This window comes from Actinoplanes lutulentus, from assembly GCF_003259845.1.
GTDB classification, from domain to species: domain Bacteria; phylum Actinomycetota; class Actinomycetes; order Mycobacteriales; family Micromonosporaceae; genus Actinoplanes; species Actinoplanes lutulentus.
The window spans coordinates 1-17,559 of sequence record NZ_QLMJ01000010.1; the positions used below are offsets into that span (position 1 = coordinate 1).

Consider the following 17,559-nt stretch of genomic DNA (forward strand, 5'->3'; position numbering starts at 1 on the left):
CGACTTGCATGTGTTAAGCACGCCGCCAGCGTTCGTCCTGAGCCAGGATCAAACTCTCCAACAAAATCTTTGGAAAAGCGTCCCGGCAACAAAAAAGTTGCCAAAGGAATTTCCCTACCCATCCCAAAAGGACAGGCCGGGGTAATGCCATAAATGGCACTGGCTTATCAAGCACCCTGTTGAGTTCTCAAAGAACAACCGCACACCATCGAAAGAACCACCGTTTCGGCGGCCCGTTCCCCGGGGCACTCGTTCAACATTACTAGGTCTTCCTGGCGTTGTCAACCGGTTAATCCCGGTTGGTGCCGATCTAACCCGGTACGTCCTCATGGCAGACCGCAGGCCAAGGCCCTAGATCCGATTCAGAGGATTTGGCAGGACGGCCGCTGCGCTGAGCCTCAACTTCGGCCCTGCTTGCTCGCCCGTTTCCCTGCCGGCTCGGAAAACATTACCCGTTGGTTTCCGAGCCACCAAATCGGCCCCCAGTGTTACGCGTTCTCGCAGGTCAACGCAGCCGAACCGGAGATCAGGCCACGGAAGCCAGCGCTTGACCGATCCCCCGGTGGAACGTCGGGTACGCCCAAATCGCGCTCGACAGCGTCGCGATCGGCACCTCAGCGTGCACGGCGACCGACAACGCCCCGATCATCTCGCCACCGGCGGGCCCAGCCGTGGTCGCGCCGACGACCACTCCCCGCCCGTGGTCCACGACCACCTTGATGAACCCCTCATTACCCGGACCGTGGATGAATCCACGCGATGTCGAGGACAACGGCACGTGACCCACCCGTACATCGAGGCCGGCGTCGCGCGCTTGCTGCTCGGTGAGGCCGACCGCTCCGATTTCCGGGTCGATGGAGGTGACCCGCGGCCGTGCCCGGTAATCAGCACCCGGCGCGCATCCGATCATCAGTCCGGTGGCGACGACCAGCCCGCGTGAGGCGACGAACTCCTGGTCGCCGACACGGACCTGTCCCGGACCGGTGATGGTGGCCGTTCCGCGTACGAAAATGCCGCCTTTGCCGGTGAAGCGGTCGACCGCGACTTTGTCGTTCCAGTCGTCGGTGGCCTCATCGCGGATCCGCTTGGCGACCGGTGCCCAGTCGGGTTCGACGGTGGCCGAGCCGGCCAGTCCGGGAATGCGCCGCGCTTCGGCGAGCGCTGATCCGGCCCTCACCATGATGCTGGTCGGCGGGGCCCGCCGGTTGAACCGTTATGACGGACGCAACCGCCGGCGGGCCCCGCTTCACTCACCCGGGCAAGCCGGGCGAGACCACCCGAAACGCGCCGGGCGGAGATCATGGCCGCAGCCACACCGCCTCGTCCCGTTGCGACTCCAGCGGTCCGGGATAGTCGAGGCCGCGGCGCACCGGCTCGGGTAGGCGCCAGGGCTGGTGAACGGCCGGGCCGTCGATTCCCTTGAGCTCGGGTACGTAGCGACGAACGTACACGCCTTCGGGATCGAATCGGAGCGCTTGGCGAATCGGGTTGAAGCGCCGGTGGGGCCGCGAGTCGTTTCCGGTGCCGGCCACCCACTGCCAGTTTCCGGCATTGTTCGGGACATCCCCGTCGATCAGCCAGCGGAAGAACCAGTCGACACCGAGGCGCCAATCGAGGCCGAGATGTTTGGTCAGGAACGCCGCGGTGATCAGCCGTGCCCGATTGTGCATCCAGCCTTCGGCACGCAATTGGCGCATCCCGGCGTCGACGACCGGCACACCGGTGAGCCCGTCCTGCCAGTGCTGCAGCGCGTCCTTGTCGTACCGCCAGTTCTTGTCGTTGCCAGGGCGCAACGGTTCGGTCGAGAGCTTCGGGAACACTTTGGCGACCTGGTAATAGAAATCGCGCCAGCAGAGCTGTCGCACGAAAGCTTCTGCCTGACTCGCCCTCGCTGCCTCGGCGACAGCCAGTGGGGAGATACAACCCCAGCGCAGGTACGGGCTGAGCCTGCTCGTCTTGTCACCAGCCATGTCGTCATGCGCATCCGCGTACCCGTCAATCGTGCGCAACCAGGCAGTGAGCCGGCGCTGACCGAGGGTTTCGCCGCCCTCGGCGGCGTGTGGTGAATCTCCGCTGGGGATCGCCGGCAGCCGGCCGGCCGTGACCCCGTCCGGGAGGGTGACAGTGCGCGGTGTGCCGGCCTGCTGCCGCCAGGTGGCCTGTGACCAGGTACGGAAGTACGGCGTGAAGACCTTGTAGCAGTCGCCGCCACCGCCGGGGCGCAGCGTCCCCGGCTCGACGACCGTGACGCCGGGGTGCAGGCGCAGCTCAAGCCGATGCCGTTCGCACTCCTCGGCCAGGCGGCTCTCCCGGCGGCGGGCATATCCGCTGACGTCGGCGGCGAGATGAATGGTTCCGGCGTCGTGCTCGCGGGCCAGCCGAATCGTCTCGGTTACCGGATCGCCGGTACGCACAACCAGGTCCCCACCCCGCTCGCGAAGCTGCTCCCGCAGATCGGCGAGGCACTGGTGGAGAAAGCGCGACCGGTTTCCGGAGAGGCCGGCCAGTTTCGGATCGAGGACGTAGAGCGGGATGACCCGATCCGCGTCCGCGCAGGCCTCGGCGAGCGCGGGGTTGTCGCGCACCCGGAGGTCCCGGGTGAACAACACGACCGCAGTGCTCATCAGGCCGCGATCTGGATCGGTGTGCCCGGCCTGGTCAGCAGGCTGCGGACGGCGACGGCGGCGCGGCGGCGGTTCGGCACCGTGGCGCGACGGGCGAAGACGTCGTAATCGGCCGCCTCGATTTCGGCGAGGATCCCGCCGTACAGCTGGAACGCGGTCCGCATGCAGGCCTGGGACGCGGGTTCGAGCAGCGGGATGCCGGGAGCCGCGGCCACATAGTGCTCGCGGGCCCGGGCGATCTCCGCCTTGATCAGCTCCTTGACCGCCGGGGTGGCGACCCGGCGCTCCAGGATCTGCTCGGTCACGCCGAACTCGGCGAGGTGCTCCTCGGGCAGGTAGATCCGGCCACGGTCGAGGTCCTCGGCGACGTCCCGGATGAAATTGGTGAGCTGGAACGCGAACCCGAGCTGCCGAGCCGGTTCCCGGGCCGCCGCCCGGTCGGAAGAGCCGAGTATCGGCAGCATCATCGTGCCGATGACCGCGGCCGAGCCCTCCATGTAATCGAGCAGATCGTCATAGGTGGCGTACCTGGTGACGGTGATGTCCATCGCCATGCTGCGCAGGAACTTCTCGAAGTCGTCGAGGTCCAGGTCGAAGACCGCGATCGTGTGCAGCACGGCGGGCAGCAGCTCGTCGTCGGTCGGCTCGCCGCGCAGGCCGGCCAGGAACTGCTCGGACCACGCGGTGAGCAGCGCTGCACGCTCGGCGGACGGCCGAGACTCGGTCCGGTCGACGATTTCGTCCGCATATCGGGTGAATCCATAGAGAGCGTGCACATGCCGGCGCTTCCACCCCGGTAGCAAGCGGGTCGCCAGGTAGTACGTCCGTCCGTGCTCTCGGTGCAATTCGCGGCAGCGTGCGTACGCCGCCGTCAGATCAGTATCCATCCCGGGCCTCCCGGTAAATCGACGCACGAATCGACGCAACTTCAAAAAGTTAGGGTACGGTATTCCGCGTGGCCAATCACACCCTCGAGGGACATCGCTTTGATGCGATCCCACGCCAGCCGGTCTCGCATCGGGCGCTGATCGGCGCTGTCGAGGGGACCCTCGCCGACTTCCTCGCTTCGCAGACCGCCGCCCTGGACGCTGTCGACCCGGCGCTCGGCAACTTCGCCCGGACCGCCCGTGACCTGGTGCTGGCCGGCGGCAAACGGCTGCGGCCGACATTCGCTTACTGGGGCTGGCGCGGTGTGGTCGGCCCGGCCGAGCCGGTTGATCCGGTGTTACCCGCTCTCGGCGCTCTCGAACTCATGCACACGTTCGCGCTGGTGCACGACGACCTGATGGATGAGTCGGACACCCGGCGTGGCCGGCCCACCGCGCATCGAATCTTCGCCTCCCAGCACGGCGAGCACTTCGGTGGCTCAGCCGCGATCCTGGTCGGCGACCTCTGCCTGGTCTGGGCCGACCAGCTGCTGAGCCACACCCGGCTCCCGGCGGCGGCGCTGATGGAGGTCCGCGATCGGTACGACAAGATGCGCGTCGAAGCGATAGCGGGTCAATATCTGGACGTCCTCGGCGAAAGCGACCCCGGATCCTGGTCGGTGGAGCGGGCTCTCACCGTCGCCCGGCACAAGACGGCCAGTTACACCGTGCAGTGGCCGCTCTCGTTCGGTGCCGCGCTGGCCGGTGGCGACCGCCGGGTCGACGAGGCGTACCGGGTATATGGCACCACCGTGGGTGACGCCTTCCAGCTGCGTGACGACCTGCTCGGCGTTTACGGCGACCCGGCGATCACCGGCAAGCCGATTGCCGACGATCTGCGGACCGGAAAGCCCACCACCCTGCTCATGCTGGCCCGGCGGATGTCCACCGAGGCCCAGCTCGCTGCCTTCGCCGCCGGCGACGTCGCGCAGCGCGCGACGATCATCGCGGAAACCGGCGCTCCCGACCTGGTCGAGGAGATGATCAGGGTACGCGTGGACGAAGGCGTCGCCGCCCTGTCGGAAGCTCCGATTCACCCGGACGCGCGTGAGGCCTTGGTCGAGCTGGCCACCGCCGCCACACACCGCCCGGCATGATGTCTTTCCCCCCTCGTTTGGAGCATCCCTCGTGCGTGTTGTGACCGGACCCACCGACCGGGTCGTCGTGGTCGGAGCCGGCCTCGGCGGCTTGGCCTGCGCTCTTCATCTGGCCGCGGCCGGACGCCAGGTCACCGTCGTGGAACGGGAGCCGATACCCGGCGGCCGGGCCGGCCGTCTCTCCGTCGGCGGTTACGAGTTCGACACCGGGCCGACGGTGCTGACCATGCCGGAGCTGATCGAGGAACCCCTCGCTGCCGTCGGTGAGAAGCTCTCCGACTGGCTCGAACTGACCCCGCTCGACCCGGCATATCGGGCGTACTACCCGGACGGGTCCACGCTGGACGTTCGTACCGACACCACCCGGATGGCCGCCGAGATCGCCCGCGTCTGCGGTGCCCGCGAGGCCGACGGATACCTGCGGTTCGTTGACTACACCCGGCGGCTCTGGCAGCTGGAGCGCAACGACTTCATCGACAAGAACCTTGACGCACCGACCGACCTGCTCGGGCTTGGCCTACTGAAACTCCTCGGGATGGGCGCCTTCCGGAAGCTCCAGCCCAAGATCGAGCAGTTCTTCCGCGACCCGCGTACCCAGCGGATCTTTTCGTTCCAGGCGATGTACGCGGGCCTCTCGCCGCACGATGCGCTCGCCATCTACGCCGTGATCGCGTACCTCGACTCGGTCGCCGGGGTCTACTTCCCGGTCGGCGGCATGCACGCGGTTCCGAAGGCGCTGGCCGGCGCGGCGGAGAAGCACGGCGTGACGTTCCGTTACGACACCACGGTCGAGCGGGTGCTCACCACGAACGGGCGGGCCACCGGCGTCGTCACGGCGGGTGGCGAGCACATTCCGGCCGACGTCGTCGTACTCAATCCGGATCTTCCGGTCGCGTACCGAGATCTGCTTCCGAGCCGGCGGCAGCGCTCGCTGCGTTACTCACCGTCCTGTGTGGTTCTTCATATCGGCTCCGACCGGGTCTACTCGAAGATCGCACACCACAACATCCACTTCGGAAAGGCCTGGAAGGGTACGTTCGACGAGGTGATCAACAAGGGTCTGCTGATGAGTGACCCGTCACTGCTGGTCACCAACCCGACCCGGACCGACCCGACGGCGGCGCCCGACGGCAAACAGACGTATTACGTGCTGGCGCCCGCGCCGAACCTCGAGACCGGCCCGATGAACTGGCGCGGCGGCCTCGGCAAGCGGTACGCCGACGAGATCCTGCAGGTCCTGGAGAACCGCGGTTACATCGGATTCCGGGACGGCGTCGAAGTGCAGCGGATCATCACGCCCGCCGACTGGGCCGATGAAGGGATGGCCGCCGGAACACCGTTCGCGGCCTCGCACAGCTTCACCCAGACCGGCCCGTTCCGGCCGTCGAACCTGCACCCCACCCTGCCCAACGTCGTCTTCACCGGTTCCGGGACACAGCCTGGCGTCGGGGTGCCGATGGTGCTGATCTCCGGGAAGCTGGCGGCATCGCGGATCACCGGCGGTAAGCGGTGACCTCACGCGAGGCGCATCTCGTCGAGCTCGTTGACGACTCCGGGGTGCCGGTCGGGTCGGCCACCGTGGAGCAGGCCCATCTCTCGCCCGGCCAGTTGCATCGGGCGTTCTCGGTGTTCCTGCTCGACGATCAGGACAGGGTGCTTCTCCAGCAGCGGGCCGCCGTCAAGACCCGCTTTCCGTTGCGCTGGGGGAACACCTGCTGCGGGCATCCCACACCGGGTACGCCGGTGACCTCATCCGCGCTCGAACGGCTCGGCGAGGAGATCGGCGTCGGTGGGGTTTCCCTGGTCGACGCGGGTGTCTACACGTATTTCGCCGAGGATCCGGTGACCGGGCGGGTCGAGCGGGAGTACGACCACGTGCTGGTCGGGCGGCTGCCGGTCGGCACCCAGTTCCGGCCGGACCCGGCTGAGGTCGCGCGGCTGCTCTGGGTTTCGGTGCCGGATCTGCGGGAGCGGCTGGAGAGCGATCCGGGGTCTTACGCGCCTTGGCTGAGCGGGGTGACAGCGCGCCTGGAGGAGTACTTGTCCTCGCTGGCGCCTGCGTCTTCGCCTGCGTCGGTTTCGGAGCGGTTGGGTGGGAAATGACGGCCTGAGTGCGGGCGCCGCAGCCCGTCGGCTCGGCGTCGCGGTCACCACTCTTCGCACCTGGCATCAGAGGTACGGGCTCGGACCGAGCCGTCACGAACCGGGCCACCATCGGCGGTACACCGTCGAGGACATGGTCCGGTTGCAGGTCATGCAACGGCTCACGGCCCAGGGGGTGGCGCCGGCCGAGGCTGCCGCCTGGGCGCAGAGGGATCCTTCCTCGTCCCTGGAAATCGCGGGTGCCGGGTCTTCCGAGGCTCCAGCCGGCGGCGGTCAGACCATCGCCCTCGGTCCGCACGCGAATCCGGCCGCTCGTGGGCTTGCCCGGGCGGCCATGCGGCTCGACGGGCCGTCGATGCGCTTCATCATCGAAGGCGCCGTGACCGGCCGTGGCGTCATCCCCGCCTGGCAGCACGTGATCACGCCGGTGCTGATCGGCATCGGTGAGCGCTACGAGGCAACGAAACGATTCATCGAGGTGGAGCACCTGCTCTCCCGCACGGTCACCGAGGTGCTCGCGGGCGTGCCACGGCCGCCTCGTGACCGGGAACCCCGTGCACTGCTGGCCGCGACGGACGAGGAACAGCACACGTTGCCCTTGGAGGCGCTGGCTGCCGCGCTGGCTGAGGTGGGGGTGCCTACCCGGTTGATGGGGGCCCGGATGCCGTCTCATGCGCTGGTGGACGCGGTTGCGCGTACCGGCCCGGCGGCTGTGGTGCTGTGGTCGCAGCTGCCGGCCACTGGGCGTGTGGAACAGCTGGAGGAGCTTTTGGGCGTACCCAATCCGCCTTTGATCCTTGCCGCAGCCGGCCCCGGCTGGCCGACCGACGGTTTACCACCCGCGGTAACCACGTTCAGTGACCTGGCAAGCGCCGTCCGTGCCGTAGCCGCCGCATGACCCTCACGTTTCCGCAGGTCAGCGACTTGCGGAAAGAAAGGGGGGTACCGATTTGGAGACCGCTCGGGGGATCACATATGCTTTGCAGGCACTCAACGGGGCGCGGTTGAAGGCGAAGGCCACCAAGCGTTGCTGATCTCGCGGCCAGCGAGATGTGTAATGATGGAGGAGTTGCCCTCATCGTCTAGTGGCCTAGGACGCCGCCCTTTCAAGGCGGTAGCACGGGTTCGAATCCCGTTGGGGGTACTGGTAAGTTAGCGATGCAAGTTGCTGACGAACCAAAGCAAGTGAATAGCAAGGTCCTGTGGAGCAGTTGGAGTGCTCGCCGCCCTGTCAAGGCGGAGGTCGCGGGTTCAAGTCCCGTCAGGACCGCAACAAATTGCACGGCCAGGTAGCTCAGTTGGTACGAGCGTCCGACTGAAAATCGGAAGGTCGGCGGTTCGACCCCGCCCCTGGCCACCAGGCCCTCGCCGGGCACTGAGCATCGTCCACCTGCGGAAACGCGTGGTGGACGTTTCGCTTTCCAGGGTGTTGTCTCCCCTCGAAGATGACCTCTGTCGACCGCGGATTCCCCATGATCGCCGTCGCGAGTTGTTGGTTTGATCGGCGATTTCAGCGCTGCTTCCTCACTACGCTGGCCGGCATGGACCCTGCCGACGATCCTCCCGAAGAGGCGTACGGACGAGTCACCAATCCGGAACGCTTCCGGGTGCTCCACGACACAGCACACCGATTCCTCGACGAACTGGCTGGACAGTACGAGGTCACCGAGATCAGAGGAATGACCTCCGACCCGAGCGGAAGTCGCGATCAGGCACCGTTCCGCGAGCTTGATCCCGCACGTCCTGGCGTCGGACGGCTCCGGATCACCTTCACCGCCTTTCCCGGCCTCATGGTGAAGCTAGGCCAGGAACAAGAGACCGCACTCCCGGCCTGCGGATGCGATGCCTGCAACGATGACCCGGCCGATCTGATCGAAGAGCTCCACGACCAGATCGACCAACTCACCGACGCCCGTGCCCAGAAGCGAACGACACGGTGGCGCCTCAAAGCTCCCTTGCCACCGGCGAACTCGACTACCTAGATCGGTTACGCGCAGCCTGGACTGACACGGGCGTGGGCGATTACTCCTCAACCGCTACAAGGCTGCGCCACATCAGCCATCCCAGATGCCCGAGATCCCGCCGGGGACGAACTGCGTCTGGAACTGGGCACAGGCATCGGGCGGCGTGCCGTCCACCGCAAAGTCACCGCCGCGGTGTCGCCCTGATCAGAAAGTACGCGAATCCACTTTGGAAGCACGCTGCTGGACGGTCGCCCGCTGAATCTTGAGCGATGTTGCACGTCCGGCTGTCGAAAATCGCTCAAGATCTGGCAGGCGGCCCCCGTGACGGCCCGGTAAGACGAGTCGCGCGGTTCGGATGTGAAAGGGCCCGCGCTGTCACGGGGGAGACGGCGCGGGCCCGAACGCAACCATAGCGACGATCTTCGCCTTGATCGAGAGGCTGCGGGACATCCATAGCGAACGCACAGGGACTCTCACAGGAATGACAGAATCGGCCCGGTCAACGCCGAGGCGACGACCGGGCCGAGATTGCTGGAACTCACAGCCGCTCGTGGTTCTGGCGGCCGGCACCACGAGTAAGTGCTACTTGATGCGAGCCTTGGCCTCCGCGAGCGCCGCACCGGCAGCACTCCCTGCGTAAGCGCGAGCGGCGGAGACGCCGGTCTCGGAGACGCTGGACAGCTCCGGGTTGACCGACTCGCAGTTCAGGGCGAAACCGCCGGCCATCACCAGGCAGACGTCACCGGCGACGGTGTTGTCGCCACCTTCGAGGAGGTCGTACGCCGTGGCGCTGCCGACCTGCACACCGTTGTCGTCGACGTCCTCGCCGATCAGGAAGTCGTCGCCGGCTTCGCCGAGGATCCAGTCGTCGCCGGCCATGCCGAACGCGAAGTCGTCGCCCGCGCCGCCCCAGATCTGGTCGTTGCCGTCGCCACCGGAGATCACGTCGATGCCGTCGCCACCCTTGATCGTGTCAGCGCCGGTCTCACCGACGATGGTGTCGTCACCCGCGCCGCCGGTGAGAGTGTCGCTCCCGGCGCCGCCGAGCAGGTAGTCGTCGCCGTCCTCACCGAGGAGGTTGTCGTCGTCGGCCGAACCGCCGAGCTGGTCGTCTCCGGTTCCACCCCAGAGGGTGTCGTAACCGTCGCCACCGACCAGGACGTCGGCGCCCGCGTCGCCCTTGACGTTGTCGGAGTCAGCGCCGCCGTCGATCGCGTCGTCGCCCTCGCCGCCGTACAGCGAGTCCATGCCGGCGCCGCCCCAGATCTTGTCGTTGCCCGCGAGGCCGTTGACCGAGTCGGTGTCCGCGCCGCCGTCGATCGCATCGTCGCCGGCACCGGCGTTGATGGCGTCATGACCATCGCCGCCCCAGATCTTGTCGTTGCCCGCGTCACCCACGAGGTAGTCGTCCTCGGTGCCACCGTCGATCGCGTCGTTGCCGTCGCCACCGTAGAGACGGTCGGCACCGGCTACGCCGATGAGCTGGTCGTTGCCGGCTTCGCCGCGGAGCTCGTCGTCGCCGGCGCCACCGTTGAGAACGTCGTCGCCCGCTCCGCCGCTGATCGCGTCGGCGCCGTTGCTGCCGCCCAGGCGGTCGTTGCCCGCCTCGCCCCAGATGGAGTCGTTCTCGGTACCGCCGTCGATCACGTCGTTGCCGTCGCCGCCGCGTACCTTGTCGATCCCGGCACCGCCGGCGAGCTGGTCGTCGCCCGCGTACCCGTAGATCGTGTCGTTGTTCGCGCCGCCGTCGACCACGTCGTTGCCGGCGCCACCGCTGATCGCGTCGTCGCCGGTGTTGCCGACGAGGCGGTCCTTGCCGGCGTCGCCGTAGATGGAGTCGTTGTTCGCGCCGCCGTCGATCTGGTCGTCGTTGTCGCCGCCACCGATCGCGTCGTTGCCGGCGCCGCCGTACAGCCTGTCGGTGCCGGCTTCGCCGTAAATGGTGTCGGTGCCGGCACCGCCGTCGATCACGTCGTTGCCGACGCCACCGGCGAGGCGGTCGTTGCCCGTGTTGCCGGCCAGCCGGTCGTGGCCGTAGTCGCCGTACGCCTTGTCGTTGCCAGTCCCGGCGTCGATCCCGTCGTTGCCGGTACCGCCGTAAACGGTGTCGTCGCCCGAGCCGCCGTAAAGGTTGTCGTCGCCGGCACCACCGACGAGCTTGTCGGCGCCGGAGCCGCCCTGCAGCTCGTCAGCGCCCGTGCCACCGGTCAGGGTGTCGTTGCCGGTGCCGCCGTCCGCCAGCAGGAACACCTTGGTCTTGTTCTTGACCGAGTCGTTCTTGTCGCCCAGCGCCACGCTGATCCTGGCGGTCGTCTTCGAGGTCGTGCACTTGACCTTCGTCGCGTCGACCTTCTTGCAGCCCTTGCCCGCCTTGAGCGCGACCCGGTCGTCGAGGGTCACGGTCCGGCCCGAGATCGTGATCGTCAGGGCGTTGGTCGCACCGGTGAGCGCCTGGAACTGGACGGTGTTCGTCCCGACCACCTTGGCGAGACCGGCCGAGGCCGCCTGCGCCGGTGAGGCGAGGATTGCGGTCGAAGCGACTGCGAGGGCCGCGGCGCCGATGGCCGCCATAGCTGTACGCCGGGACAGAAACATCAAGAAACCCCCGTTGGAGCTGGAGCGATCGGCATCATTGCAGCGCCTCATGATCTATCTGCCAACTCCGATCCCATAGAACGGGACCGTACCGACGTATTGACCACTAGCTGGAAAAAGTACGGCCCGGCCGCCATCAAGGCGACCGGGCCGTACCAATGAAAAGGTCTTACTTGGCGATGGCCGCATCGAGGCGGGCCTTCGCGGACAGCACCTCTGCGATGTCAGCGCCGGAGCCAGCGGCGGACTTCGCCGAGAGAGCCGCCTCGGCCGGAAGCTCGCTCAGCTCACAGTTGATCGCGGTGCCGGCGGCGAGCAGGAGGCAGGTGTCGCCCGTGACGTGGGCTCCGCCGTCCGCCTTGTCGGTGGCGGCCGGGTCACCGACCGGCTTGCCGTCCTCGGTGAGGTCGTCGGCGATCAGAACATCGTCACCGGCGTCGCCCCAGAGGCGGTCGTTGCCGGCCAGGCCGTACACGTAGTCGGTGTCGGCGCCACCACTGAGGTTGTCGTCACCGGCCTCGCCACCGAGGACGTCGAAGCCCGCCTCGCCCCAGGCGAAGTCGTTGCCGGCTCCACCCGCGAGGAGGTCGGCACCGGCGCCACCGTAGAGCCGGTCGACGCCCGCCTCGCCGACGAGCGTGTCGTCGCCGTTGTTGCCCCAAGCCTTGTCGTCACCGGCTTCGGTGTTGACCCAGTCGATGCCCTCGCCGCCGGAGAGAGCGTCGTTGCCGGCACCACCGAACAGGTCGTCGTCGCCGGCGTCGCCGTAAACGGTGTCGTGGCCAACCTCGGCATCGATGTAGTCGGTGCCGGCGCCGCCACCGATGCGGTCGTTGCCGGTGCCGCCCCAGATGTCGTCGTTACCGGCCTCGCCGTAAACGACGTCGTTACCGGCCTCAGCACTGATGTTGTCATTGCCGGAACCGCCGGCGATCTTGTCGTTGCCCGTGGAACCCCAGAGCTTGTCGTTGCCCGCGTCGCCATAAACGGCGTCGTTGCCCGCGTCGCCGTTGGCCACGTCGTTGCCGGCACCGCCGTAGATCGCGTCGTTGCCCGAGTCGCCGTACAGCTTGTCGTTGCCGCCGATGCCCCAGATCTTGTCGTTGCCCGAGCCACCCTGCAGCTCGTCGACGCCGGGGCCACCGGTCAGCTTGTCGTTACCGGCGTCGCCGAAGACCAGCGAGGCCACCTTGGTCTTGTTCTTGAACGAGTCGTTCTTGTCGCCGAGTTCGGCGGTGACCAGCTTGGTCTTCTTCTTGGTCGTGCACTTGACCTTGGTCGCGTCGACCTTCTTGCAGCCCTTGCCGGCCTTGATGGCGACCTTGTCGTCCAGCGTGACGGTACGGCCCGAGATCGTGATCACGAGCGTGTTCGTCTTGCCCTTGAGCGCCTTGAAGTAGACGGACGACGACGTGTCCACCTTGACCGTTCCGGCCGAGGCTGCCTGTGCAGGCGCCGACAGGAAAGCGGTCGAAGCAACGGCAGCGGCTGTGATTCCGATGGCGGCCAGCGCCTTGCGGTTGATCAGGAACATGCGGAAACCCCCGTATCCGGTTCAGGAGAGATCGAGACGGAGGGTCCACGATCTTCCCCCGCGTCGATATCTCAGCGGTTACACGCCACGAAACCAAGCGCGTTCTCATAGAACGGGACCGTACCGACGTATTGACCACTCTGTGGACTGACAGAAAGAGGGCCCGGCATCAGCCGGGCCCTCTTTGTCGCAAAAGGTACTACTTGGTGATCTCCGCGAGCAGCCGCGCCTTGACACCCTCAAGAGCCGGGTTGACCGCTCCGGCGGAAGACGCCGCGGCCGAAAGCGACTCGACCGGCAGCTCGTACAGCTCGCAGCCGGACTTGGTGGCGCCCGCGAGAACGAGGCAGACATCCGCGTCCACCTGAGCGCCGCCGTCGACCCGGTCGGTGGCGGTCGCGCTGCCGACCGGCTTGAAGTTCTCGTCGACCGACTCGCCGATCAGCAGATCGTCCTCCGTGGAACCGGAGAGCACATCGTTGCCGGCCTCACCGACGATGCCGTCGAAACCGGCCTCACCGAAGATGGCGTCGTTACCGGTGTAGCCGAGCGCGAGGTCGTCGCCCGCGCCGGCGGAGATCCGGTCGTTGCCGGCGCCGCCGTCGAGGAGGTCGTCCTGGTTGCCGCCGAGCAGCTTGTCGTCGCCCGCCTCGGCGTTCACGAAGTCGCTGCCGTCGCCGCCGCTCAGCACGTCGTTGCCGGCCCCGCCGAGCAGGGTGTCGTCACCGGCGTCGCCGTAGACGACGTCGTTGCCGGCCTCGCTGTAGAGCTCGTCGATCCCGGCGCCGCCGTAAATCTTGTCGTTGCCCGCGCCGGCCCGCACGACGTCGTCGCCGGCCGCGGCGTTGACAACATCGTTGCCGGCCCCGCCGTAGATGAGGTCCTTGCCGGCCTCGCCGTAAACGACGTCGTTGCCGGCGGCAGCGTCGACCTTGTCGTTGCCCGCACCCGCGTAGATGGCGTCGTTGCCCACGCCGCCGAACAGCTTGTCGTTGCCGCCGACGCCCCAGATCTTGTCGTTGCCCGGACCGCCCTGGAGCTCGTCCGCGCCGGCACTGCCGGTCAGCTTGTCGTTGCCCGCGCCGCCGTTGGCGAGCAGAGCGACCTTGGTCTTGTTCTTCACGGCGTCGTTCTTGTCGCCCAGCGCGACCTTGATCAGCTTGGTCGCCTTCGGCGTCGTGCACTTGACCTTGGTCTTATCGACCTTCTTGCAGCCCTTGCCCGGCTTGAGCGCCACCGTGTCGTCCAGCGTCACGGTCCGGCCCGAGATCGTGATGACGAGCGAGTTGGCCTTGCCGGTCAGCGCCTGGAACTGGACGGTCGCCGGCCCTGTCACCTTCGCCAGACCGGCCGAGGCGGCTTGAGCCGGCGACGCGAGGAAAGCGGTCGAAGCCACCGCGGCGCCGATAGCGGCCAAGGCAGCTCGATTGAGCAGGAACATGCGGAAACCCCCGTGTCGGGCATGAACTGGTCGACGTCGATCTCAACGTATGCGAATGGCGCAATCAAGAGGACGGGACCGTACCGACGCGTTGTTCATCCAATGTAAAGGCCGGGTACTTGATCAGTACCCGGCCTCTGAGGTCAGCGGATTTTCACCGATGCGCTGATGGCTTTGCCATCAACGTGACCCGCCTTCTTGGCGATCACCGTCACGGTGATCTTCTTGTTGCGCCAGGCGGACTTCAACTTCAGCGTACGCCCGGTCGCCCCCTTGATCACCTTGCCGTTCACCCGCCACTGGTATCGATACGAGTCAACCTTCGGCAACCAGGTTCCGACGTTCGCGGTCAGCTTCTTGCCGACTTTCGGCGTACCCGTGATCTTGGGTTTCTTGGTGGCCTTCGGCGCCTTGGCCTTGGCTACCGCGGCGGTGGCGGCGGAGGCCGCCGTGCCTGGCTGGTGACCGGCGCGGGTAGCCGTCACGGTGACGGTGAGCCGCTTGCCGGCAACCGAAGCCGGGATCGTCAGGGCCGAGCCGGTCGCGCCCTTGATCGCGACACCGTTCGCGGCCCACTGGTACCGATATCCGGTCGCCGCCGGCGACCAGGTGCCCGGCACGGCCTTCACGACCTTGCCGACCATCACCGTCCCGGAGATCGCCGGGCGCTTCGTGGCCACCGGCTTCGCCTGGAGCACGATCGTGAACGCCTTGGCCAGGACGACCGCCGCCTGCCCCGCGCCGTACGGCCGGAGGGTGACCGAGGCGACCCCGGCCGGCGCACCGGTGAGGTTCACATCGGCGACAGCCGTGGTCCCGTCCGCCGACACCGACTTGATCGTCGCGGTGATCGCCTTGCCACCGGCCGGCGTCACCTGCAGGACGTCCTTGCGGAGCAGGTTCGAGCCCTTCACCGTGATCGTCCGAACCCCACCGGTGGTGACCGACGCGGGCCCGGCCGCGGTGACCTTCACCGCTGCCGGCGCGACCTTGAAGACGTACCAGGTCTCCTCCGAGCCGGCCTCGCCGACGAAGCTGCGGACCACCAGTTCATGGGTACGCGCCACCGAAGGCGTCACGGTGATCGTCGCGGTGCCGTCCGCCTTGGCCTTCACCGTGACGGCCGGCCCACCGTTGAGCGTGTACCGGTACGAGGTCACCCCCGGCTCCCGGGGTGTGAAGGTGAACGTGCCCGGAATCAGCCGCGCGGTGCCGATCTCCGGGAACTCGCTGGAGACGACCTTCGGCCGGTCCGAAACGCTCGCCGAGGTGTGCCGCGCCACCGAGAGATCGCCGTCGGCGTCGACGGTCCTCACGTAAAGGTCGCGCTGAGTCGGATCGGTCACCGTGAAGACGAAATCGGCGCTGCCGTCGCTCTTGGCCGGCACTGCCACCTGCTCGGTGATGCCGCCGCCGTCGAGACCGAACCAGTACCGGTACTCCTTCACGCCGGGCACCCGGGGCGTGGCGTGAACGCTGACCTTGTCGCCGAGGAACATTTCCCGGTAGACGCCGCCGGAGACGAGCGGGCCGTTGTCGACCAGGAACGCGTACGCGTGCTCCGGGAACTTGCGCTCTTTCCCGTCGATCGTCTTGATCGCGCGCACCCACAGGAGCTGGTACCCGCCCTCGGTCGGCGTGATCTTCACATCGGCGTCGCCGTCGGCGTCCGGGACAACGGACCCGGTCGGCTCGCTGTCCTCGAACCGCCAGTCGAGCCGCTCGGCGCCGGCGGGCCCGTCGATGTGGAACTCGCCCGGCACGCCGACGTTGAACTTCAGGTCGTGGAAGAAGATCCCGGGGTAGTCGGTCGAGGTGACCGTCGGCCGGGTGTCGAGGACCCAGAACTTGAAGACTGCCGTCTCCGACTGGTTCCCGTCGGCGTCGAAGGAGTGCACGGTGAGCTCGTGGACACCGGAGAAGAGCGGCGTCCACTCGATGGTGAGCGGGCCACCCGGCGTCTGCGGGGAGCGTTCGAACCACGGCTGGCTGTCGCCGAGCTCGGGGCCGGTGAAGTGGTACTCGTACCGCACCGCGTCGCCGGCCGCGCTCTCCATCGTGAAATCGCCGCTCAGGGCGATGCCACCATGCGGCGTCAGGGCGTCCGGGTACCGGGCCGAGCTGACCGACGGCGCGCCGGCGGAAGCAGCAGTGCTGGTGGCCCCGACCCGGAAGCCGGCAGCGGACGCGGGGGCGGCACCGAGTCCCACCACCACACCCGAGGCAAGCAGAGAAGTAGTTGCGAACGCTATGAAGCGTCGAGACACAGTGGATCCTCCCCAAGGATCCGGCGGCAAGATCAACCGCACGGTGTCAGAGATCATAGACCGCAGCCGTTCAATAAAGCTGCCCCTGAAACGGCCTAGATTTCGCAGCTCACCCTGGTGTCCGCCGACGAGTCGATGCACTGGTCACGGCCGGATTCGCCGTCCAGCGTGTCGGCGCCGGCGCCACCGCGGAGCACGTCGTTCCCGTTGCCGCCGGAGATGAAGTTGACGCCGCCGTTTCCGGTCAGCCGGTCGTTGCCGGACCCTCCGAAGAGCAGGTCGGAGCCGCTGCCACCATAGAGCCGGTCATTTCCGAAGGCGGCGAAGACCACGTCGCTGCCGCTTTCGCCATGCACGACGTCGTTGCCCGAGGTCCGGCCGCCGCCGTCGATGATCTGGTCGCTGCCGGAGCCACCCCAGACCACGTCGTTCCCGGAACCGGTGTCGACCCAGTCCGCGCCGCCGTACCCGTAGATCGTGTCGTTCCCACTGTCGCCGCCGAGCAGCCGGTCACCGCGCGGGCCGCCGGCGATCCGGTCGCTCCCGGTGCCGCCGTCCGCGGTGATCTTCAGGTCGGCCTTGTTGGTGATCGAGTCGTTCCGGTCGTAGGTGTACACGTACACCCTGGTCGGTGCCTTTTTCGTGGTGCACCTGACCTTGGTCCTGTCACCCTTGACCGCCTTGCAGCCCTTGCCGGCTTTCACCGCGACCCGGTCGTCGATCGTGACGGTGTTGCCGGAACGGGTCACCACGACCTTGTTCTGCTTCTTCTTCGCGGCCTTGTAACGCACCTTCGTCGTGTCGTACACCGAGGCCACGCCCGCGGTCGCGGCCTGAGCGGGTGCGGCGGCGACCGTTGTGGCGACCATCGTGGACAGCAGAAGAAGGGCCGGCCAGGTGGAACGAAGCATGTGAATCCTCCCCGTGGACGAAAGGATCATAAGCAGGAGAGTGAGCCTCTTGATGGTCAGCGGCCGTTCCACCAGAGTGAGACGGTTGGATACAAGG

General features: G+C 67.3%; 13 protein-coding genes, 3 tRNA genes and 1 rRNA gene. 8 read left to right on the plus strand and 9 right to left on the minus strand.

What is annotated here, in order from left to right:
• From B0I29_RS21380 to B0I29_RS21395, 4 genes are all read right to left on the minus strand, one after another.
• Positions 1-64, minus strand: a 16S ribosomal RNA gene (locus B0I29_RS21380); the annotation flags it as partial.
• Positions 65-526: 462 nt separating this feature from the next.
• Positions 527-1,180: a hypothetical protein gene (locus tag B0I29_RS21385; protein WP_111650826.1), complete on the minus strand. Its 654-nt coding sequence runs from the start codon at positions 1,178-1,180 to the stop codon at positions 527-529.
• 118 nt (positions 1,181-1,298) lie between these two features.
• Complete coding sequence (locus tag B0I29_RS21390; RefSeq protein WP_111650827.1) at positions 1,299-2,624, minus strand: cryptochrome/photolyase family protein; 1,326 nt, start codon at positions 2,622-2,624, stop codon at positions 1,299-1,301.
• The gene (locus tag B0I29_RS21395) at positions 2,624-3,511 is read right to left on the minus strand and encodes a phytoene/squalene synthase family protein (RefSeq protein ID WP_111650828.1); all 888 of its coding nucleotides are present in this window, start codon (positions 3,509-3,511) and stop codon (positions 2,624-2,626) included. Before B0I29_RS21395 ends, B0I29_RS21390 begins: the two co-directional genes overlap by 1 nt.
• 107 nt (positions 3,512-3,618) lie before the next feature.
• Between B0I29_RS21395 and B0I29_RS21400 the strand changes: the two genes are divergently transcribed.
• The 8 genes from B0I29_RS21400 (at position 3,619) to B0I29_RS21435 (ending at position 8,732) form a co-directional block, all read left to right on the plus strand.
• On the plus strand, positions 3,619-4,647 hold the full coding sequence (locus B0I29_RS21400; RefSeq protein WP_245972684.1) for a polyprenyl synthetase family protein: 1,029 nt from the start codon (positions 3,619-3,621) through the stop codon (positions 4,645-4,647).
• A gap of 31 nt (positions 4,648-4,678) precedes the next feature.
• Positions 4,679-6,160: a phytoene desaturase family protein gene (crtI, locus tag B0I29_RS21405; protein WP_111650830.1), complete on the plus strand. Its 1,482-nt coding sequence runs from the start codon at positions 4,679-4,681 to the stop codon at positions 6,158-6,160.
• A complete protein-coding gene (gene idi / locus B0I29_RS21410; protein WP_111650831.1) occupies positions 6,157-6,750 on the plus strand; it encodes an isopentenyl-diphosphate Delta-isomerase in 594 nt (197 codons plus the stop codon). Before crtI ends, idi begins: the two co-directional genes overlap by 4 nt.
• Positions 6,740-7,648, plus strand: a complete 909-nt coding sequence (locus tag B0I29_RS21415; RefSeq protein WP_111650832.1) for a MerR family transcriptional regulator — start codon at positions 6,740-6,742, stop codon at positions 7,646-7,648. Before idi ends, B0I29_RS21415 begins: the two co-directional genes overlap by 11 nt.
• Positions 7,649-7,821: 173 nt before the next feature.
• Positions 7,822-7,894, plus strand: a tRNA-Glu gene (locus tag B0I29_RS21420).
• Between the two features lie 52 nt (positions 7,895-7,946).
• Positions 7,947-8,020, plus strand: a tRNA-Asp gene (locus tag B0I29_RS21425).
• Positions 8,021-8,033: 13 nt separating this feature from the next.
• Positions 8,034-8,110: transfer RNA gene (locus B0I29_RS21430), tRNA-Phe, on the plus strand.
• Positions 8,111-8,222: 112 nt separating this feature from the next.
• Positions 8,223-8,732 (plus strand): DUF6226 family protein, encoded by a 510-nt coding sequence (locus B0I29_RS21435; protein ID WP_146616846.1) that lies wholly within the window; start codon positions 8,223-8,225, stop codon positions 8,730-8,732.
• A gap of 564 nt (positions 8,733-9,296) precedes the next feature.
• Here B0I29_RS21435 and B0I29_RS21440 read toward each other — a convergent pair.
• From B0I29_RS21440 to B0I29_RS21460, 5 genes are all read right to left on the minus strand, one after another.
• Complete coding sequence (locus tag B0I29_RS21440; protein WP_146616847.1) at positions 9,297-11,285, minus strand: calcium-binding protein; 1,989 nt, start codon at positions 11,283-11,285, stop codon at positions 9,297-9,299.
• A gap of 193 nt (positions 11,286-11,478) precedes the next feature.
• Positions 11,479-12,843, minus strand: a complete 1,365-nt coding sequence (locus tag B0I29_RS21445; protein WP_111650835.1) for a calcium-binding protein — start codon at positions 12,841-12,843, stop codon at positions 11,479-11,481.
• Positions 12,844-13,042: 199 nt separating this feature from the next.
• The gene (locus B0I29_RS21450) at positions 13,043-14,284 is read right to left on the minus strand and encodes a calcium-binding protein (protein ID WP_111650836.1); all 1,242 of its coding nucleotides are present in this window, start codon (positions 14,282-14,284) and stop codon (positions 13,043-13,045) included.
• A gap of 143 nt (positions 14,285-14,427) precedes the next feature.
• Positions 14,428-16,551 carry a hypothetical protein gene (locus tag B0I29_RS45815; protein WP_181557909.1) on the minus strand — a complete coding sequence of 708 codons (2,124 nt, stop codon included), beginning with the start codon at positions 16,549-16,551 and terminating at the stop codon, positions 14,428-14,430.
• 95 nt (positions 16,552-16,646) lie between these two features.
• Entirely contained in the window at positions 16,647-17,462 is an 816-nt protein-coding gene (locus tag B0I29_RS21460; protein ID WP_181557910.1) for a calcium-binding protein, read from the minus strand.
• Between the last annotated feature and the right edge of the window lie 97 nt (positions 17,463-17,559).